This is a genomic window from Xanthomonas sp. NCPPB 3959, from assembly GCF_056675575.1.
Map to the genome: position 1 here is coordinate 370,687 of NZ_JBWWVR010000001.1, position 19,512 is coordinate 390,198.

Annotated in this window: 15 protein-coding genes; 10 read left to right on the forward strand and 5 right to left on the reverse strand. The window is 58.3% G+C overall.

Annotated features, from left to right (window positions below; all coding sequences use genetic code 11):
- Positions 1 to 57: 57 nt before the first annotated feature.
- Positions 58 to 1,020, reverse strand: a complete 963-nt coding sequence (locus AC1KVG_RS01375; protein ID WP_481093263.1) for a nitrilase-related carbon-nitrogen hydrolase — start codon at positions 1,018 to 1,020, stop codon at positions 58 to 60.
- Between the two features lie 93 nt (positions 1,021 to 1,113).
- Here AC1KVG_RS01375 and AC1KVG_RS01380 point away from each other — a divergent pair, with 93 nt between their 5' ends.
- On the forward strand, positions 1,114 to 1,989 hold the full coding sequence (locus tag AC1KVG_RS01380; RefSeq protein WP_481093264.1) for a LysR family transcriptional regulator: 876 nt from the start codon (positions 1,114 to 1,116) through the stop codon (positions 1,987 to 1,989).
- A 129-nt stretch (positions 1,990 to 2,118) separates the two neighbouring features.
- Here AC1KVG_RS01380 and AC1KVG_RS01385 read toward each other — a convergent pair whose 3' ends face one another.
- Entirely contained in the window at positions 2,119 to 2,514 is a 396-nt protein-coding gene (locus AC1KVG_RS01385) for a hypothetical protein (protein WP_481093265.1), read from the reverse strand.
- Positions 2,515 to 2,871: 357 nt separating this feature from the next.
- Between AC1KVG_RS01385 and AC1KVG_RS01390 the strand changes: the two genes are divergently transcribed.
- The 8 genes from AC1KVG_RS01390 to AC1KVG_RS01425 all read left to right on the forward strand — a co-directional run bounded on the left by AC1KVG_RS01390 (position 2,872) and on the right by AC1KVG_RS01425 (position 15,358).
- The gene (locus AC1KVG_RS01390; RefSeq protein ID WP_481093266.1) at positions 2,872 to 3,294 is read left to right on the forward strand and encodes a helix-turn-helix domain-containing protein; all 423 of its coding nucleotides are present in this window, start codon (positions 2,872 to 2,874) and stop codon (positions 3,292 to 3,294) included.
- A gap of 892 nt (positions 3,295 to 4,186) precedes the next feature.
- Entirely contained in the window at positions 4,187 to 4,354 is a 168-nt protein-coding gene (locus tag AC1KVG_RS01395) for a hypothetical protein (RefSeq protein ID WP_481093267.1), read from the forward strand.
- A gap of 206 nt (positions 4,355 to 4,560) precedes the next feature.
- A complete protein-coding gene (locus AC1KVG_RS01400; RefSeq protein WP_481093268.1) occupies positions 4,561 to 5,496 on the forward strand; it encodes a DUF4007 family protein in 936 nt (311 codons plus the stop codon).
- A complete protein-coding gene (locus tag AC1KVG_RS01405; protein WP_481093269.1) occupies positions 5,486 to 8,812 on the forward strand; it encodes a hypothetical protein in 3,327 nt (1,108 codons plus the stop codon). Before AC1KVG_RS01400 ends, AC1KVG_RS01405 begins: the two co-directional genes overlap by 11 nt.
- Positions 8,805 to 9,635, forward strand: a complete 831-nt coding sequence (locus tag AC1KVG_RS01410; protein ID WP_481093270.1) for a phosphoadenosine phosphosulfate reductase domain-containing protein — start codon at positions 8,805 to 8,807, stop codon at positions 9,633 to 9,635. The genes AC1KVG_RS01405 and AC1KVG_RS01410 overlap by 8 nt, the downstream gene beginning before the upstream one ends.
- A complete protein-coding gene (locus AC1KVG_RS01415; protein WP_481093271.1) occupies positions 9,623 to 10,798 on the forward strand; it encodes a cysteine desulfurase family protein in 1,176 nt (391 codons plus the stop codon). The genes AC1KVG_RS01410 and AC1KVG_RS01415 overlap by 13 nt, the downstream gene beginning before the upstream one ends.
- 36 nt (positions 10,799 to 10,834) lie before the next feature.
- Entirely contained in the window at positions 10,835 to 13,180 is a 2,346-nt protein-coding gene (locus tag AC1KVG_RS01420; RefSeq protein WP_481093272.1) for an ATP-binding protein, read from the forward strand.
- Between the two features lie 81 nt (positions 13,181 to 13,261).
- Positions 13,262 to 15,358 (forward strand): hypothetical protein, encoded by a 2,097-nt coding sequence (locus AC1KVG_RS01425; RefSeq protein WP_481093273.1) that lies wholly within the window; start codon positions 13,262 to 13,264, stop codon positions 15,356 to 15,358.
- A gap of 62 nt (positions 15,359 to 15,420) precedes the next feature.
- Here the strand turns inward: AC1KVG_RS01425 and AC1KVG_RS01430 are convergent, their stop codons facing one another.
- From AC1KVG_RS01430 to AC1KVG_RS01440, 3 genes are all read right to left on the reverse strand, one after another.
- Positions 15,421 to 15,609: a hypothetical protein gene (locus AC1KVG_RS01430; protein ID WP_481093274.1), complete on the reverse strand. Its 189-nt coding sequence runs from the start codon at positions 15,607 to 15,609 to the stop codon at positions 15,421 to 15,423.
- Positions 15,610 to 15,682: 73 nt separating this feature from the next.
- Positions 15,683 to 15,841, reverse strand: a complete 159-nt coding sequence (locus AC1KVG_RS01435; RefSeq protein WP_481093275.1) for a hypothetical protein — start codon at positions 15,839 to 15,841, stop codon at positions 15,683 to 15,685.
- A 1,548-nt stretch (positions 15,842 to 17,389) separates the two neighbouring features.
- Positions 17,390 to 18,475, reverse strand: coding sequence for a site-specific integrase (locus tag AC1KVG_RS01440; RefSeq protein WP_481093276.1), 1,086 nt, complete (start codon positions 18,473 to 18,475; stop codon positions 17,390 to 17,392).
- A gap of 91 nt (positions 18,476 to 18,566) precedes the next feature.
- Here AC1KVG_RS01440 and AC1KVG_RS01445 point away from each other — a divergent pair, with 91 nt between their 5' ends.
- Positions 18,567 to 19,460 carry a DNA-binding protein gene (locus AC1KVG_RS01445; protein WP_481093277.1) on the forward strand — a complete coding sequence of 298 codons (894 nt, stop codon included), beginning with the start codon at positions 18,567 to 18,569 and terminating at the stop codon, positions 19,458 to 19,460.
- Positions 19,461 to 19,512: the final 52 nt, after the last annotated feature.

The following is a 19,512-nucleotide window of genomic DNA, read 5'->3' on the forward strand; positions in this document are numbered from 1 at the left end:
CCAAAGCCATGCAGTCATTTCTCAGACGGGCATTCGCTTTTGCTTGCTCGCCTTCGTTCAGCGCGCCAGATCAAAGCGTGTTGCACGAGCAGAACGCTCATCCCCGCGGCGTTCGGTCAGCACGTGGTACAGCTCCGGACGCCGGCCTGTCATCCAGCGTTGACCGCTGCTGCTTGTCACCAGACCGAGATCCAGGTCGGCGACAACCACGTCGTCATCGATCGCCGTGCTTTCAGCGACGATGCGTCCATAGGGATCCAGGATCATGGCATTGCCGGTGCGCAGCTCATCCTGGTCACGGCCCACGCCATTGCTGAAAACCACAAACATGCCGTTGTCATGGGCCCTGGCAGGTAGCCAACGCATCAGCCAAGCTTTGCCATTTGGACCCGCAAAAGCTCGGCGTAGGGCATCGGGGTCGGTTGCTCTACGTTCCCATAAGGCCAGAGGGATTGGTTGCATCCCGTGGGGGCTGCGCGAGTCGGTTCCTCCGGTCTGGTGCGGGGCGAGTAGGACCTGCGCGCCCTTCAACGCGCATGCACGCGCGTTCTCCATCAAGTTGTTGTCCCAGCAGATCAAGATCGCCATCCGCACGCCCCAGGGCGTATCGAACACTGTGTAGCTCTGACCACTGCAGATCAGTGAATGCTCGAATGCATGCAGCTTACGATGTGTGTTGCTTGAACCGTCAGGCAGGCAAAGCCGATAGGCGTTGTAGAAACACTTGTCGTCGGCTATCTCTAGCCAGCCGATCCCGATAGCGATACCTAGCAAGGTCGCAAGCTCGGCGACCGCTCGCACCGAGGGACCATCTCCTGGTTCGGCCAGATCGGCTAAGCCTGCAGCGTCGAGCCGAGGAACATGCCAGTAGCCGGTAATACACATCTCGGGCATTAGCACCATCGTTGCCCCCTGCACCTGAGCGCGGAGAGCTAGAGCCGCTATTCGGGACAGGTTGTAGCGCTTGTCGCCTGCACGATGTTGGAACTGCACAGTGGCGACACGCAGACTGGTTTGCATTCCGAAGTTCCTTCGCGGTTGTTCGGCTCAGGATCACGGGTTGAGCCCATGAAATCTAATGAAAGCTGGGCGGACTTGTGATAACAATAGGGAATGGATCTACCGCATCTGCGCGCATTCGTCGCGTTGGCTGAGCTACAACACTTCGGGCGTGCCGCCGACCGCCTGCATATCACCCAGCCCGCACTGACCAAACGGTTGCGGCTCCTGGAGGATGTGATCGGCGCTCGACTCTTTGAGCGCGACCGTACCGGAACAGTCCTGACCTCAATCGGAAGGACGTTGCTTCCGGACGCGCTGCGGATCATTACCGAAGCCGATGCACTGCTGATTCGCGCCCGCCACGTCGTGCAAGGTACGGCAGGCCAACTGGATATCGGGTTCGGGCTTTCGAGCATCGACTTGGCACCACGACTGGTCAGTGCCTACCGAAGCATGCATCCGGCAGTGGCGGTATCTCTCAACGACTTTTCCTCGGCCGAGCAGATCAAGCGCCTTCAAGAAGGGCGCCTAGATGTCGGCTTCGTGCGGCTTCCCTTGGCCTCTACCGGGTTGGAAAGCAGATCGCTGGGCCGGGACACATTGGCATTGGCTTGCCCAAAAGGCTGTCCATTACGCGGAAATCTGTCAGACCATGATGCATTGAACGCAATTGGGTTTGTCATGCTCAATCGCGAGCGCGGCCCCGGATTGCGCTCGCAGATCGGACTTTGGTGTGCCGAGGTTGGCCTGGAACCACGGATCCTGCAAATCGCTGACGATCTCCAGACCGTCCTCGCCTTGGTAGCTGCAGGCGCAGGTCTTTCGCTCGTCCCACAACAGGCCATGCGTCTGTCAGGAATGGAAGTGGAGCTCTTTCCATTAACGGGGAAGCACGCAGAATGGGCTATCGGTGCAGTTTGGCGCCCGGACCGAGACAACCCGGCCCTTTGGAGCTTTATCGCCTTGATGGAGCACGTAGCTGGCTGACCGCCTCCGAAACGTTGGACGGCAGCAACCGCAACTTGGCACATTGCTCCCTGAGCGTTAAATCAGCTCTAGCGCCGGCGGCGACATCCAATATCTATCGCCAAGGCTGGTCGCGACGCCGGAGAAAACTCACGTAAGTGCACAGTCCGGGAGCGAATGGGAAGGAGAAAAGCAAAGTTTTCCTTCCAAGCTGCCCTGAGTGAGCCTGAGCCGCCGCGGCAATTCGCTGCTTAGCGTGGACTTCAACATCTCGACGTTGCCAGGGTATTGCAAGGATATCGACGCCATGCTGCGCACCGCTGCCCAGCACGCATAATGCCAGTGTCCCAGGCTGTATCGTGAGTCATACGGCATGAGTAGCCGGGCCAGCTCCACAAGGAAAAAATCGGGAAACTGGTGAATGCGTAATTGATGCCGAAGATAGGCGGTCACGTCCTGCGGCACCAGCTCCTGCCAGACCTTTAACCACATCTCTGCATAAGGGGGCTCTTGAGCCTCACTTTGCAGGTAGTCCTTGAGCCGCACCTCCAGTTCTCCGAAGGGGACGTGTGGCCAAGTGTAGGACCAGTAATCTTGTCACCGTCGATCGTGTAGCTATCCGGGCCGGACTCCGGCTCGACCCGGATAACCCCCAGCGCATCCAATACCGAAAGAACACTGTGAGTGCCCTCCACCGTGGACGCCACGCGTGTTCGCGCGTGGCGAGCTTGTACCAAAGCCAGAAGATAGAGGGCGCCACGACCGCCTAGATGACGGACGTCGCTAATAGTTGGGGCGTCAAGACGCCCTAGATCCCGAGGCTGCGGTTTTGAGTTGTTCATTTTTTAACGAAGGACACGGAGCGGTCGATCCAGGGTCGCGGGCTGCTTGCTGGCCGTTGCCATGGCATCTAAGAATATCTTAGTATCCAAGCGCCGGGCACTTCCGCCATGCTTAACCCTCCTTGAGGGGGTAAAAGTGAACAGGCGGACGGCAGAACATCCGGTTTTTGCGCTGCGGCTAGCACAGGCGCGCGAACGAGCCGGGCTATCTCAGAAGCAGCTCGGCATCCTCGCCGGCTTGGATCCCGCCGTGGCCTCTCCACGTATCAACCAGTACGAACGCGGCAAGCACGAACCCCAGATCAAGACAGCCAAACAGTTGGCTGAGGTGCTTGGCATACCCGCGGCGTTTCTCTACACCGAAGACGAGCTGTTGGCCCAACTGCTTCTGCAGTGGAACGACCTATCCGTTCGCCAGAAGAAGGATCTGCTCAAAAGCCTTGAGAAAACTCCGGCGAAGCGGGAGCCTCGCAAGGGCCGATGACGCATTGGCCCGCGCGCTAGAGATCAATTAGTCGAGCCGCTGGGTTGCTTGACGCGTCACCGGCCTGAAAGTAGTCGATCGCCTGCGCGACGGAGCGATGCTCAGTCAGCGCCATTAGGGCGGGCATGGCGATTCCTGGCGACCGTCCTCGGTGGACTTGCTTTTGCGCATCGTTGGTCTTCTTGGGGACTAGTGTGCCCGGAGGCCTCTCTCTATGGCTGGATCAATTTTACGGGAAGCTGCCACCAAGACCAGAGTCTCGCCTGAGGCTGGACAGGGCGCGGAGGCGCGTCGCCTTGAGGCCAAGCTGCGTCGGGACATGGAGTGGCAGTACATTAAAAAAAGTCCGCCGCGTAATTTGACAAGACGTGCGGATTGAAAGACGCGTTCATGAAAGACCACACGCATTAGTTCCGGTAGGTAGCGATGTGTCAGGTGCTGGGCATCCCCCGCGGTGGCTAATATCCTAGCTGAAGGCACCGCTCAGCGAGCGTGCGAAGGAGGATGTGTACCTTATATGGATATGCAACGTTAGGTCGCCCAGGTGCACAAGGAAGTGGGGGAGGTGGCGCTAAGGCCTCCTGCATGGCCGCGGGTGGGCGAGCGCGGACGCGGCGCGGACTGAGAGTCGTTGCCTTGACACCTAAGAATATCTCAGCATACAAGGAGCCTTCACATCCGCCATCCTTAGCCCTTCCTCGAGGGGCCGATAGTGACCAGGCGGACGGCAGAGCAGCCGATTTTTGCGCAGCGACTCGCGCAAGCGCGCGAGCGCGCCGGGCTACTCAAAAGCAGCTCGGCGTACTTGCCGGCTTGGATCCACCGTGGCCTCGCCACTTATCAACCAGTACGAACGGGCGAATCACGAACCCGAGCTTAGACCGCCAAGCAATTGGCGAAGATCCTCGGCATCCCGGCGGCCTTCCTGTACACCGACGACGAGTTACTCGCCAAGTTGCTGCTGCAATGGGGTGAACTGACCGTTTGCCAGAAGAAGTCCTTGCTCAAGAGCATCGAGAACCCGGCTAAGCGCGAGCCGCGCCAGGCGAATGATCGGTAGGCTCCAAGGCACTACACGAATGTGCTGTAGCTCCACACACCGGCTACTAGCATCGGACCCACACATAAATGCGGAACATTCTCTGGGATAAATTTATTCGAAAACAACAAGTTAGACTCAATTAATCGATACAGAGCGAGCCGGCTGGTGAGAGCCACGCTTGGAAATCCTTGGCCCCTGGCGAGGTTCGCCAGTAGACTCTGCCCATGGCCACCGTCCCCCTCCCAGAAACAATCCAATTCTCAGGTCACGAGACATTCCCGCTGCGTCAACTATGGCTGCGCAAGGCCTACGAAGCGGCCACAACACCCGAGTATGCCGGCAATCCCAAGGCCGCCTTCGCGCCCGAAAACGGCATCCGGAAATTCGGAGTGGGTAAGAATATGGTATCGGCCATCCGGCATTGGGGTTTGGCCTGTGACGTGCTCGAAGAGCAGGGCACCGGTAAGCTCGGCGTGGGCAACGTCGGCCGGGCGTTGTTTGGTGGCCGCGGCTTCGATCCTTACTTAGAAAAGCCCGCGAGTGCATGGTGGGTGCATTGGTTGCTTGCCGGACGGGCGACCCGCTCCACTACATGGTGGTGGGTGTTCAATCGAATCACGCAACAGACCTTCGATACCGAAGCGATCGCAGACGCATTGGGTCATGCAGCGGCGCAGGGCGGACACCGGGTGTCGGCGGTCACGCTCAAACGCGATATCGAGGTCTGCCTGCGCTGCTATGTGGCCCGACGCGATGGGCGTGAGGCAGACGATGCCGCCGAGCCCTTACTTGCCGATCTCGGCCTGCTAGCCGAAGGTCCTGCAGGCACTTTCCGCTTTCAGCGCGGTCCGCAATCGTCCCTGCCCGATGGTCTGTTCGCCTTGGCGCTACTGGAGTTCTGGGAAACTAAGCAGCGCGCAGAAGGCTCGGGCCAAGCCACCTTGTCCTTCGAGACCATCGCCCACGAGTTCGGGGCGCCCGGCCGTATCTTCAAACTTGACGAAAACTCCGTTGGTGATCGCTTGGTCGGTTTGGAAGATATTTCTGAGGGCCAATTGCGCTGGAGCGATTCGGCGGGTGTGCGCCAAGTCAGTCTGCTGTTCAAAGAAACACTCAACGCCCTCAAGCAACGATTACTGAAGCAAGCTTATGGCAAGTAACGCCGACCTGCGCCTACACGTCACGCCGCGATTCCAACGCTCGGTGCAACTGGAATCGGATCAGGCCCGCGAGGACGCGCTCGATGGCTACATCTGCCAAGCCAGCGCACGCAACGCCCTGACCATCGTCGCGCGCCACCTCAGCGAATCGCAGCAGCGCGCTTTTACCTGGACCGGGCCTTACGGCGGCGGCAAATCGACCCTTGCTTTGGCGTTGGCCCAACTGGCCGGAGGCACTCCCTCCGTCAGGAAGCGCGCCCAGCAGGCGCTACTGATCGAGAACGAGGACGAGATCTGGAAGGCTTTTGGTAGCAAGAAGCCGTGGCTGGTCGTTCCCGTGGTCGGGCGCCGGCAGTCCATCGAAGATGCCATCGGTCAGGCGATTGACAAGCATGCCCCGCAACGCGGCGCCAAGCGCCTGCGTAATGGCCGGCGCGACGTCGTGGCCGAACTGGTGCGACGTTCGGAAGCGTCAGAGCACGGCGGTGTGCTGCTCCTACTCGATGAGATGGGCAAGTTGCTGGAGGCTGCCGCCGCCGCAGGCGAGGACATCTATATCTTCCAGGAACTGGCCGAAGCGGCTAGTCGCAGCCAAGGCAAGTTGGTGGTCGTGGGTGTCCTGCACCAGGCCTTTGATCAGTACGCCTCGCGCTCGGGCCGCGGTGTTCAAACCGAGTGGGCCAAGGTGCAGGGCCGGTTTGTCGACGTGCCTGTGATTGCCGGCACTGATGAAGTCATTGCCTTGATCGGCGGAGCGATCCAGAACCAGGAAACTCACGGCGCCAGCAAGGCCATTGCACAGGCAATTGCCAAGACCATCCAGCGCCGCCGGCCCGCCTCGCCGGCGAGCTTGGCCGATGCGCTGGATCGCTGCTGGCCCCTACATCCTGTCACTGCGGCATTGCTTGGGCCCTGTTCGCGCCGACGGTTCGGCCAGAACGAGCGCAGCGTGTTCGGCTTCCTGAGCTCGGCCGAGCCCTTGGGGTTTCGCGAATTTTTGGCCGGCCACACCCGCAAGACGATCGGCTACTACGAACCAGCGCGCTTCTGGGACTACCTGCGCGCGAACTTCGAGCCGTCCATCCTGGCTTCTGCCGATGGCCATCGCTGGGCCACCAGTGCAGAGGCCATCGAACGTGTGGAAGCCCGCTTCCGTGAGCCTCACGTGTCGCTGGCTAAGACGATCGCGCTGATCGAGCTGTTCCGCAACGGCTCGGGCTTGGCGGCCAGTAATGAGGTGCTTGAGCAAGCGGTCAGCGAACACGCCCCCAGGGCGATCCAGACCGCCTTGCGAGACTTGGCATCGGCCAGCATTGCCGTTTACCGCAAGCACAATGAAGCTTGGGCCATCTACGCAGGCAGCGACTTCGATATCGACGCGGCCGTGGACAAAGCCAAGACCGAAAGCAGCCAAAGCATCGACGATCAACTCAAGCTGCTGGGCATGTTGCCGCCGCTGACCGCGCGCAAGCATTATTCCAAGACCGGTACATTGCGCTGGTTCGAACGGACGGTCACCACACCCCAAGGGGCCGTCAAACTGAGCGATCAGCGCAACCGTTCCCAGACCGGACGCTTTGTATTGCTTGTGCCGGATGAAGAGACCTCGACAGAACAACTTGAGCAGACCGCTCGCACGCTGGCCAAGCAGGCCGCCGATCCCCTGAGCCTTTTTGGGGTACCACGCGGCCATCATCGCCTGGCCGAGTTTGCCAGTGAACTGGCGGCACTGAATCACGTCGCCGATTTCACCCCAACGCTGGAGAACGACAGCGTTGCCCGGCGTGAGATCAGTGCACGCTTGCAGCAACTGCGTGGCCTGCTTGAAGCAGCGCTGCGGGACGCCTTCGCCACGGCGGCGTGGTTCAGTGCCGGCAAACATCACCAGCCGGCCGCCGATGAAGGACTCTCGCCGACCGCCAGCCGAGTGTGCGATGCGGTGTTCAAGCAGGCGCCGTACATTTTCAGTGAGCTAGTCAATCGCGATGTGCTGTCCTCCAACGCAGCCAAGGCGCGACGCCAGCTCATGCACCGGATGTTGTCCAATGGGCACCGACCAGAGCTGGGCTACACCGGATACCCGGCCGATGCGGGCCTGTACTACACAGTCCTGGCCGCGCTCGGCTTGCACCGGACTGTGAAAGGGCACGGGGTCTTTGCCTCGCCAGAGAAAGTGCTGGACTCCAGTGGCCCTGAAACCCTTTCGCCGCTGTGGCAACACTGGCGTCAGCAGCTGATAGAGGCCGACGAGGCCGTATCGCTGGCGCAGTGGTATGAAACTGCCCGGCAGATACCCTATGGCGTGAAGCACGGCGTGCTGCCGATCCTGGCACTGGCTTTCCTGCTCGCGCACCGTAGCGAGATCGCGGTGTACGTCGATGGCGTGTTCTGTCCAAACTTGACCGACGCCGATGTGGACGAGTGGCTTCAGGATCCATCACGCATCGGCTGGAAGTGGGTGCGGATGGATGCCTCCGCCAAGCAAATGCTGACCTTGTTGGCAGCGCGCCTGGAAGAAGCCGTCCGGCGCCCCGTCTCGGCCGACCCCCTCGACTCTGCGCGCGCCCTGGTGGCGTGGACGCTTGCCTTGCCTCAGTGGACTCAACGCACGGCACGGCTGAGCGAGCGGGCACGCGACACGCGAACGCTGCTCATCCGGGCGTCGGATCCGGTCAAAACCATCTTTGCGGACCTGCCCGAGATTCTTCGAACCGGTCGCGACGGCAAAGCCCTTGTAGCCGAGGTTGGGGCTGTTGTTGAAGAGCTAACGCACGCCTATCCGCTGGCACTGAAAGCACTAGCGGCTAAGATGCTTGATCGCATCGATCATGATGGTCCGCTTGCACGCCTGCAGGCGCGTGCCAAAGACGTGCGCGGCATCAGCGGTGATTTGAAGCTGGAAGCATTCATGGGCAGGTTAGCGACCTATAACGGCACCAATGAAGACATCGAAAGCCTGGCAGCCCTGGCGGTGAACAAGCCGGCGCGGGAGTTCAGCGATGGCGATCTTGACCATGCCGCGGTGCAGCTCTCGCAATGGGCTTTTGAATTTCGTCGCATCGAAGCCCTGGCCACAGTGAAGGATCGGCCTAGCGGGCGGCGGGCATTGGCGGTGGTATTCGGTGGTCAAGAAACGATGTCCGCTACTATCGACGTCGCCGAGGCGGACGGACCGGCGATCAAGCGCCTCCGCGATGACCTGATCGGTCGGTTGCGTGCGAAAGGCGTGAAGCCGGATCTGCTGCTTGCCGCTCTGGTTGAAGCTGGCGCCCTGGTATTGGAGGAACTACAAGCTGAGGAGGTAAGTCATGGCTGACCGACATGTTCTGGGCATTTCCGGCGGCAAGGACAGTGCGGCGCTGGCGGTCTACATGCGCTTGCACCATCCTGAGTTGGATCTGCAGTACTTCTTCACCGATACGGGCAAAGAGCTGCCGGAAGTCTACGAATTTCTGGGCAGCCTGGAGGGCTTCCTCGGCAAGCCGATCTTGCGGCTGAATCCGCAGCGGGATTTCGATTTCTGGTTGCGGGAGTATGGAAACTTCCTGCCATCCCCGCGAACCCGCTGGTGTACACGTCAGCTCAAGCTAGTGCCATTTCGTAGCTGGATCAAGCCTTGGCTGGATGCTGGTGATCGTGTTCATAGTTACGTCGCTATTCGCGCCGATGAGCTGCATCGTGAAGGCTATGACTCTGGACATGAAGGTCTTACCGTCCATCTACCATTTCGCCAAGCCCAGATTGATCACGCGGGAGTGCTAGATTTGCTTAGGGGTGCTGGTATAGGTCTGCCCAAGTATTATGACTGGCGCTCACGAAGCGGTTGCACATTTTGCTTCTTCCAACAAAAGATTGAATGGGTACGTTTACGCGAGCGTCATCCTGATCGTTATGAAGAAGCCAAAAGTTACGAGAAGAATGCTCTAGAACACGGTTCTCCCTTCACATGGAGTGACAGAGAATCATTGGAAGAGCTTGAGCAACCCGAACGTATGGAAGCGATCGTTAGGGAGCACGAGCTGCGTCGAGCTCGTGCGAAGGCAAAGATCCGCAGCAATCCATTGCGCCCAATCACGGAGCTCGATGAAGAAGAGGACATCTTCGCCTCGGGCAAAGCCTGCCTCTTATGCCACAAGTGACCCAGCCGGCCTCGCTACCGCTTTATCTGGATCACCCCGCATCCACGCGTCCAGCAGAGGAAGTGATCGACGCGATGTTGCCGTGGTTACGTGAGAGCCATGCAAATCCACATGCCGATAATATTCACGGGCAGCGCGCTGCGGTTGCTGTGGAAGAAGCGCGAGCACAGATCGCAGAATGTATCGGCGCTGACACGTCGGAGATCGTGTTTACTTCCGGAGCGACTGAAGCCAACAACTTAGCACTGCGCGGCGTTTGGCCAAGCTCAAGCATTCGCGGACGACTTGCGATCAGTCATATTGAGCATAAAAGCCTGCTCGAGACAGCGAACGATCTGGCCAGCGCAGGCCTAACGCTGATTGAACTTCCCGCAGACCATCGAGGCAACATTCAGTCACTCGTCCTACGCGAGCACGTCGGCTCGGCGAAAGATCCGTTGTGGGTTACTTGCGCCCACGCCAATAACGAGCTAGGTGTTGTGCAGGATGTGGCGGCAATTGGTCGTATCGTAAGAGAGCAGGGAGGTCATCTGCATGTCGACGCTGCGCAAAGCCTAGGCAAACTAGCGGTGAGTGTGATCGAGTGGGACGTGGATCTGGTTAGTCTTTCTAGTCATAAGATCTATGGACCCGCTGGAATAGGCGCTTTGTTTGTAAGTACTTCGTTGCGCGGACGGATGCGACCCCAAATTACAGGAGGAGGCCAGGAGGGCGGATTACGATCAGGTACTGTTCCTGCCTTTCTAGCCGTAGGGTTCGGCAAAGCGGTGGAACTGGCTAACAGTCGACGGTCCAAGGATGCTCACCATTTGGAGGCGGTAGTGCATGCCTTTACAGCAGAGCTTAAAGCTATGGGCGTGGCTCATGAGACCCTGAGTCCGAGCGCCGCAGGCCTCCCCGGCTTGGTATCGCTACAGTTGACAGGCATTGACGCAGCCGACCTCCTGGATCGTCTGGCACCGCAGATCTCAGCCTCCACAGGGTCAGCGTGCAGCGCGGGTGAGTTGCGTGCCTCGCACGTACTTCGGTCGATAGGAATGGAAGAGGCGCAAGCTAGGGAGGTCATGCGATTGGGCTTTGGGCGAGACAACACACCTGCGCAGGCACAATGGGTAGCACAGCAGATTGCACAACGCGTGAAGCATATTCATGCCATAGCCTGATGGCTGGTAGCACATGGGAATGGGGGACAACGACCAATGATAAAGGGATTTCGAGTGGCGGCCCGGGCTTTGCGCCAACTGGGCGCGGAGTTGATCACTTCAGACGATGTAGCCCTCAACGAACTGATTAAGAATGCCTTTGACGCAAAATCTCCACGCGTTGAAGTACGAATCACTTCCATTGTAGACACGCATGCCTTGGCGCTAATTGAGCAGCGGCTTGAGGATGGTCAGTTCACCGTAAGAGAAGCGCGTGAGCATGTCTCTCGAGCTATATCTGCCGAGATCGGTTCCGCCGAACGCGGAGCGTTGATCAATGAGATACAAGAAGCATCTGGTAGCGGTAAGGCTCACTTCCGAGAGTTCTTGGGTCGACTGCGCGCTCGTCAGATGATCGATGTGATAGATACAGGAAAGGGCATGTCGAAGGAGGATCTCGCCGACTCTTTCCTCGTGATCGGCACAGCCAACAAGATGATTGAGCGAAAGAAGGGAGGCGATAACGCCCCGACTCTGCTCGGCGACAAGGGCATTGGCCGTCTTTCTATGATGCGGCTTGGTAACGCCGCCACAGTACTGTCGACTCAAGCTTCTTCAGGAACTCGAAACAAGATTCAGTTCGATTGGACCATCTTCGATAACCCGAACCTCTTTCTAGAGCAGGTCAGCGTACCGGTGTTGCCGGCGGGGTCGGCACCGCCAACCCAGCAGGGCACCCATATCCGTATCGAACAGCTACAGGCCAACTGGAACAAAGCCAAAGTTGACATATTCATACGAATGTATATGCGCCGCCTCCAAGATCCCTTTGCTGACAACCGCCGCCCTTATCCTGTTGATATTTTGCTCAACGGTCGTCGGCAAGCGATCGGGACTCTGCCCAAATGGCTGATCGAATGCTCACAGTTTCGCGCAGAAATCGTGTTCGATCCTAAAGGAATTGAAGGTGGTGACCAGATTTTCCAGCGTTCCATTCAATGGCGTGGAAACTCCAGCAAAGAAGTTCGCAGCTGGAGCTTGAAGGATTTGGTAGGCGAACTTGAAATAATCCCCTCTACCTTCCGTGACTTGGGCCGCTTTACCGCCAACTGCTTATGGTTCAACCGAAACATGCTTACCCTTGGGGAAGTTGATCGGTCTCGCAAAGAGGTGGCTGACGAACTTAACGATTGGTGCGGAGGGTTCGCTGTGTATCGTGACAATTTTCGAGTTGGCAAGACTGGCGGCATGGACGACGACTGGCTCGAATGGGATAGCGGTGCACTGCGCGCGAAGGGCTTCGCATTGAACCGTTATCAGACCGTCGGAAGCATCGCGATCTCATCTAAAACCAACCCGGCCCTAGTCGATTCTGCAAATCGCGAACGCCTGATTGCTTGCCCAGAGCAGGAACTACTCAAGCGCCTGATGGGCGAGGTGCTAGTACGCGATCTTCGTATGCATATTAATACCGTGCGCGAAGCCGAGGTTAAGGTCGCGATCGCCGAGGAATCTACGACTGAGTCGCTTAAAGCTTCAGAGGAAGGCCTCAAGCGTACTATTCGTGACATTGATCTTATTGGCAAATTACTGCCGCGGGAAGAGCGCCACCGTGTCACGGAAATTCGACAGTCACTGGAAGGTCAAGTCGAGTACGTCAGGACGATGAAAAATGCTCTCGCCATAGCCCGAGAGACTCGGGTGGAGTTGCTTGAGCTTGCCAATATTGGGCTCGTGGTTGAAATCGTTATCCACGAGCTGTCGCGGCTGACCGAGCGCACAGGTGAGCTGCTATCCGATTTTGAGAAATCTGGAAGTAAGGGAAATGCGGTAGACGTTGTGGAGAACCTGCGTAAGCAAATCGTAGCTACCAACAAGCGCATTCGAACAGTTGATGCGATGAGTCCTTCTGGACGGCAGCGTAAAGAGCCCTACGATGCTGTGGCACAAACGCTGACCATTGGTAAGGGATTCAAAAATCGCTTTGAACGTCATGAGATCGCGTTCAAGGTAACCGTGGATGACGAGCCTTCCGATAACTGGACATTGGAAGTCAATATGGTTAAAGGCCTGATAGCTCAGGTCCTGGAGAATCTTCTTACCAATTCTGTCTATTGGCTCAAGCAGGGAGTACGTCAAGGTGACAAGAATCGACGAATCGATATCAATATTGATTCCGTGGCTCTAACAATGTTCATCCGCGACAACGGCCCAGGCATTGATCCTCGCTATGTTCACGAGATCTTCCGTCCGTACTACTCGACCCGCCACAAAGGCAAAGGATTAGGTCTTTACATTGCGTCAGAGTTGGTGGCCTACCACGGCGGCAAGCTCTATCTTGATCCCAATCCAGAGACTGACGGTAGATTGCGCACTTTTATGCTGGAACTTCCCAAGGAGTAGGTGATGTTTCCTTTTGACGAATCAGCACCTCAAAGCGAGCCAGCCGCTGCTTCCGTATGCGCGAGAGCGAAGCCGGAGGCTGTGAACACGAACAACGCCTTAATGCCCCCGAAAGATGGCGAACAAGTGACTTCCGACGTCATTGCGATCGTTGGGGCACCGGTTGGAAGCAATAGCCCTGCAGGTAAGCCTGAAACAGTAAATGCGGCAACATCCCCATGGCTAACTAAAATCGAAGTCGATGGAACGGCGGGACAAAAGCCAATCCTTAACGTGCTCGTTATCGATGATGAACTCACTGCACTCACGTCCGCGCATATGCGTGAGTACACAGCTGATTTCTTTGCTGAAATCGCGGACATCAACAGTGAGACTACAGAAGCAGTCTGGGAGATCGTACGCGCACAAGTGGCGGGGAAGAAGCCCTATGACGCTGTCACGCCGAATGAAGTTGCGGACTTTTTTGCATCTCAAGATTTTATATCGGTGGTGCTCAGTGAAGCCATGCGCAACGCCGAGTTTCCTGCGGCGGGCATGCTTACTTCCTTTCACGAGTATGCCGACAGCGTGACAGCATTGCGGAAGCTGATTGAGATGGCTTATCCAGAACCCGACTTTAAGCTGACCTTTCAGGCCACGCGGCCGGAGCCACCAAATGCTTTGCGGGCATACGACCTGGTCATCCTGGATCTTGTTCTGGCGAACAGTGCCGCCGCCGTGGACGAGCTGGTTACCTACCTAAAGCGACTTGCCAACGACACAGCTCCACTCCCTTGCTTGATCGTTCTATCCAGTCGCGAAGAAATGATCGACAACCGTCCGCGCTTTTCTTCGGACTCGCAGATCAGTGCCGCCGGCCTTCTACTGCTACAGAAACGTGAAGTGCGGAAGCAAGCATTCGGTGTGGTGGGACTACAGTTGAGTTACGAGCAACTCAATCGGCAGCGTTCCGTTGCACAGCATACACGCGTGTTCGTGCGAGCTTGGATTGAAGGGCTTGCCGCGGGACAGCAGGCCGCAAGCCAGACTTTATGGAATCTTGATGCTGCTGCGATGCAAGAGATCCATTTAAGCGCCAATAGCGATGATGATCCTTACGATGCACACCTTAATGAGCTAGTTGCTCGAGAGTACCTTTGGCATGTAGAGGGTGTAGAAGCTGTTGCCACCGCCGTTGAGGATCTGGATCTTGCTTTCCAATCGCATCTGAAATCTGACGGAAAAAAGATCAGTATTGGTGAACGGTTTGTTGCACCGTATGCAGACCCAAAACCCGGCCGGAACCTGGTTTCTCACTACAACTGGACCGGCTTCAAGCCGATCGGCTCGCTGCGTAACGTCAGCGCCAACGAACTAGCTAGGAAGTTCAATCGGCTAGTGCCCTTCGGGGCCGTAATTGCTCCGGAGACATTGGCAGTCGGCACACAGTGCTGGGTTCATATAACTCAGCAATGTGATCTTAACGGCTCCGTTCGAGTGGTCTCGCCTGGAGAAGTTCCTAACAGCAGCCTGTCCGCGACACTAGCCATGGCCACCGCTATTGAGGTCAATGATCGCACAGTCCCCACACATGACACGCAAGACTTAGTCGCTCGTGGCCTTCGCGTGGATGAGCAGGAATTTGACCTCAGATTCGTCAGCGGCCGAACCGTGTCGGTGCCGATAAATTTATTCATCAAGCTTGCACGCCGAAAGGGACAAAGAGTGGTCGGTCGCCTGCGTCACGATATTGCCACGCAGTTTCTTAACGCTACCGCAAATCACATGACGCGCCCGGCCCAGCTTAAAGCCACAAGAGTTCAGATGCGTCCGGGGCGATTGTATCTCTGGGGTAAGGGCTACAACTGCGACAAACCGCTGGGGTACTTAAATGAGGATGGGGACATCAGAACCCTGCAGGTCGCCTTCAACGACAAGCAGTGCTATCTCGCTGATGAGGCGAGCCTACCAGTTGCCCTTTGGCTGGCTGAAGAGGCACGAGCAAAGCTTGGCAAGTCTGTAGACACCACCAAACTCTACAATCTCGTAAGAGGGGGGATGACGAAGAACGGCAACGTCGTCAGCGTAATTAATTTGAGAATTGAGGAGGGTGCATTCGCCAACATTGACGGATACTTCCGTAACGGCATTCCGGACAAGCCGACGTTGATTCTCTTTACCGAGGTAAAGCCGACGTAAGCCTCTTCCAGCCGATCCTGCTGAGTAGCCTCTAACTCACAGCAACTGATCACAGCTCGGTCTCAAGCAGCCGCAGCCGGATTGGCTTCATCACTGCTGGCCTGGAAGTAACAGATAGCCTGCATCACTGAGCGGTGCTCGGTGATGCAGACCATTAGGGCGGGCACGGCGATGCCGTGGTGGCCACCCTCGGTGATGAGGCCCGAGCGCAGGCTGCGGCCAGCAAAGTCCCCGCTCAAATCGTCTAGCACCGCCCGTCGCTGGACGATGGCGGCAACGGACTTGGGTTACAGGCCTGGACCGATGTGACCTCCTCCCTATAACTTAGGCCGGCATGTCCTGGATGTTTGTGATGTTCTTGGAGAACGCGCTGGTCTGGTCGATGGCCTCGGTGACATACATACGCACGATGCCGTTGGCGTCGATCAGATCGGCCAGATCCTGCACTGCCTGGTTGGCGCCAGGTATAGAACCGTCATCCATAGGCTCGGATGACGGCTGTTTTAGAACTTCCCAACAACTCAAAGGGAGCGCGGCCGATAGATGACGAAGTCCCCGTGGCACAATCTTAAGTTGCCGGGCGCGGGACCAAACGGTCGCTCAACCCGTGCGACGCCTGAGCAGTGTCGTGCCGGTGCCGTGCAGGATTCGACTTCCGCTGTCCTGGCGGTGCTGCGTTTCATGTAGTGCGACCGCTCTGTCGATACCCAAGTCCATGGACATAGCCGAGCTGCGCCTTCACCTTGAACGCCTGGATTCCGCAGTGCCCGCCCTGCGGCCTTCTTGCTCGTCTGAGCGAATCGCCACAGCCGAGCTGCCGGCAATTCGCTGATGACTTTGGCGACGTTCGTCCTTCTCTTGCCGTTTCCGCTAAAACCAGGGGGCCTGTGCGAAATGGCACACACGGCTGAAGGTGTCTGCAAGGAAGTGGTTGTCGATGGCGTCGAAGGTTCTGGTGGGTCTGCTTTGGGTTTTCGTGCCTCTGTTACTGGCATAGCAGCAGAGTTGGTCGGCCGCGCAACGGTCACAAATGTGAGGGACCGCTAGACCGTCTAAGGCCAGCCTTGGCACGCATTGCATTACCATTGGGACTCCACCGCCCCAAGTACCACTGGGCTAATTCTGTGGGCAATCCAGAAAGATCTTGCAACTTTAAGTATGCACGCTCTTTATCCTTAAATGCTGCATGCTCTCGGTGAAGTCGAACCGATGAAGCAATGTCAGCATAAAGCGTGCGCGCTCGAGAAAGAGGCGCCAGGAATTCCGCATATTGTCCCGACGGCACCACTCCAATTCGTACTGCAGCACGCGCTTCCCGATTGACATTGCTAAGCCTAGGCTCACTGGCCGCTAGTGCGTCAATACACCAATGAATATCAGACGCAGCTCGCGAGATGAACAACTCGACGGACTCCATCCTCGACACGAGTGCATTAGTCTGCGCAAGCGGAACCAACTCCTCCTCAATCCTTCTAATCTTGCTTTCAAATATTGATCGATCTCGCGGATACAGCCCACCGCGTATCTTTTTTATGGAGGGGCCCAGCATTTCAAAGCATTGATGTAGAGCTTGAACGGCTCCGAGTGCGGATGCTTCGACCAGACTGATGTATCGATTGAGCGCGGCCAGGGATTGGTCGCACTCGCCGACAGCACGCCCGATAGAGTTGACAAATTTGGATGTCGCCGGGAGAGAAAACTGAGCGCGTAGGCAGGTTGCAAGATCGCGAAGCCTAGCTTGGGCAGGATCAAGCTGCAGTTCCGGGCGACCCCAATATCTTTCTAGGCGCTCTAGATAGGCAATGACCTCAGTAACAGCTCCGCCAGTAGCGAAATAAGCTAAAAAGCCTTTGGCTGTCGCCAGGGGAAACTCCTCATTGGTTGAGCATACGCGGACGCGGTGTTCACGAGGTTTTTTACGCATGATCCTTGTTCATTCTCTTTTTTGGGAAAGGATAGCCGGCGTTTACAGGTGGTGATTGTCCCAGCGCCAGCTCGCACCTCTCAAGCGAACGCTCTCTCGATCCGATCTCAAACCTGGTTTTCGTCGAGAAGGTTTGCAGCTGGATTTTTCGTGGCGCTGCCCGTCTGAAAGTAGCCGATCGCCTGCGCGACGGAGCGATGCTCAGTCAGGGCCATTAGGGCGGGCAGGGCGATGCCCTGGCGACCACCCTCGGTGATAAAGCCAGAGCGCAGGCTATGGCCGCCAAAGTCCCCGTTTAACCCTGCCTGCAATGCCCGCCGCTGCACGATCGCTGCAACCGCCTTCGGCGACAGGGCAGGGCCGACGCGTTCACCCCACAGGCGGCGGAAGAGGGGACCCTCTTTGATACCGGCCGCGTTCAGCCACGCAGCCAGGGCGCCCCCTGCACGGCCAAGAACGGGTTTGTCGGGTGTAGCAGTGGCGCTCGGACCAGCCTGCTGGGTTTTGCTGTGCTCCAGCCGATAGATGAAAGTGTCTTCGCCGATACGGCGCAGGTCCTGCCAGTCGGCCGCCGCGATCTCACTACGTCGGCGTCCGCCACTGGCAAAGCCAAACAGCAGCAATGCTTTATCCCGAAGCCCCTCCAATGAGTCGTCACAGGTCGCCAATAGTGCCTCTAGCTCTGGACGGGTAATGGCTGTCTTCTTGTGCGGTCGTTCACCGCGCTTGACCGCCGCCCGACGGCCGCGTTTGAGCAGCTGGCGCACCGCAGGCGCTTCACACGGGTTAGCGGCTTTGTGCGCCTGATGGGCGGCCGAGAGCACGGCTACGCGGTGAACGACAGTGCTCAGCTTGAATGCACCGGGCTTCTGCTTGAGGCCGGCGGCGACCAAGTGCGCGTCCAGTGTAGGCGGCAGTTCCCAGATCAGGCCGTTCTTGCCGCGCCGGGTCAGGTGGTCGACCACAAACTGGACCACCGCCGGCTCGGGCACCGGCAACGTGATCGGCTGGCCAAAGCGGCCCTGGAACCAGGCCGCCCAGTAGCGCAGGGCGGTGGCATAGCTGCGGGTGGTATTGGCTGCGGCTGCCTCGGCCACCAGTTCACGCACGGCGTCGGCGGCCTGAGCCGCGAGACGATCCGGAGCAAGGATGGTGAGGGCAGGGACACTTGGAGCGATTATGTTAGATTTCATATGTCGTACGTATTAAATACTACGTTACAGGGCATCTACTGCCGATAACTATCTGTTATCGGACGTGGGTTGGCAATGGGGTAGGGCGTTCGTGTCGGAGGGCATCCAGATGGCCAAAGGAATCCAAGAAAACGAAGTGTTTGAGGCGGCCGATGCGTTGCTCGGCGCCGGCGAACGGCCGACCGTCGAACGCGTGCGCCTGCACCTGGGCCGCGGTTCGCCGAATACGATCGGGCCGTTGCTGGACGCGTGGTGGACTCAGCTCTCCCAGCGGCTCGAGCACCGGCTGGCGCTGCCGGAGGTTCCGGAGGATGTGGGCGTGGCCTTGGCCAAAGTGTGGGAATTGGCGTTAGCGGCCGGGCGTGGACAAGCAGACGCTGCGCTGGCGCCGGAGCGCGCCTTTCTGGCCAATGCCCAGGCCGAGATCGAAACCCGCGTGACCGCCGAGCGCGAGCGCATGGCCGCCATTGAGGCACAACGCCAGCAGGCGGTAGTTGCTGCTCAGATCGCTGAGGCGGCGTTGGCCGTCTGCGAGCAGCGAGCTGGCGAGCTCGCCGTACAGGTGGTCGCGCTGCAGCGGCAACTGGAGGAACTGAGCGGGCGCCGAGATGCCCTGGAAGCGCAGTTGCACAGCGCCCAATCCCGTCTGGAGCAGGAACGAAGCACGGCTGCGGGCGAACGCGAGACCCTGCAGACGCACCTGCGCCAGGTCGAGGACCGGGCTTACACCGAGATTGATCGGCTGCGTCAGGAAACCAAGGCGCAAAAAGCCCAACTGGCTACGCAGGCCCGCGAACATGTCGCGGCACTGCGCGAGGCCGATCAAGCCCGACGTGCGGCCGAACGGGCCCAGCATAGCGCCGAGCGTGAGAGTGCCGCAGCCCAGGCACGGGCCCAAGCGCTCGCACAACCACGGCCAGCCAAGGCGCGGCCTGCCATCAAGAAAGAGGCTGCTCGTGCCACGCGCAGGGTAGCCAAGCGGTAGGCTGCGCCCTCGCCGCTGGCACGCGGGCGGGGCTAAGCGCTACGCTAAGAAT

Coding starts and splice junctions, on each gene's coding strand:
- AC1KVG_RS01375 (WP_481093263.1), bottom strand. CDS start 1,020: ATGCAAACCAGTCTGCGTGTCGCCACTGTGCAGTTCCAACATCGTGCA.
- AC1KVG_RS01380 (WP_481093264.1), top strand. CDS start 1,114: ATGGATCTACCGCATCTGCGCGCATTCGTCGCGTTGGCTGAGCTACAA.
- AC1KVG_RS01390 (WP_481093266.1), top strand. CDS start 2,872: ATGGCATCTAAGAATATCTTAGTATCCAAGCGCCGGGCACTTCCGCCA.
- AC1KVG_RS01400 (WP_481093268.1), top strand. CDS start 4,561: ATGGCCACCGTCCCCCTCCCAGAAACAATCCAATTCTCAGGTCACGAG.
- AC1KVG_RS01405 (WP_481093269.1), top strand. CDS start 5,486: ATGGCAAGTAACGCCGACCTGCGCCTACACGTCACGCCGCGATTCCAA.
- AC1KVG_RS01410 (WP_481093270.1), top strand. CDS start 8,805: ATGGCTGACCGACATGTTCTGGGCATTTCCGGCGGCAAGGACAGTGCG.
- AC1KVG_RS01415 (WP_481093271.1), top strand. CDS start 9,623: ATGCCACAAGTGACCCAGCCGGCCTCGCTACCGCTTTATCTGGATCAC.
- AC1KVG_RS01420 (WP_481093272.1), top strand. CDS start 10,835: ATGATAAAGGGATTTCGAGTGGCGGCCCGGGCTTTGCGCCAACTGGGC.
- AC1KVG_RS01435 (WP_481093275.1), bottom strand. CDS start 15,841: ATGGATGACGGTTCTATACCTGGCGCCAACCAGGCAGTGCAGGATCTG.
- AC1KVG_RS01440 (WP_481093276.1), bottom strand. CDS start 18,475: ATGAAATCTAACATAATCGCTCCAAGTGTCCCTGCCCTCACCATCCTT.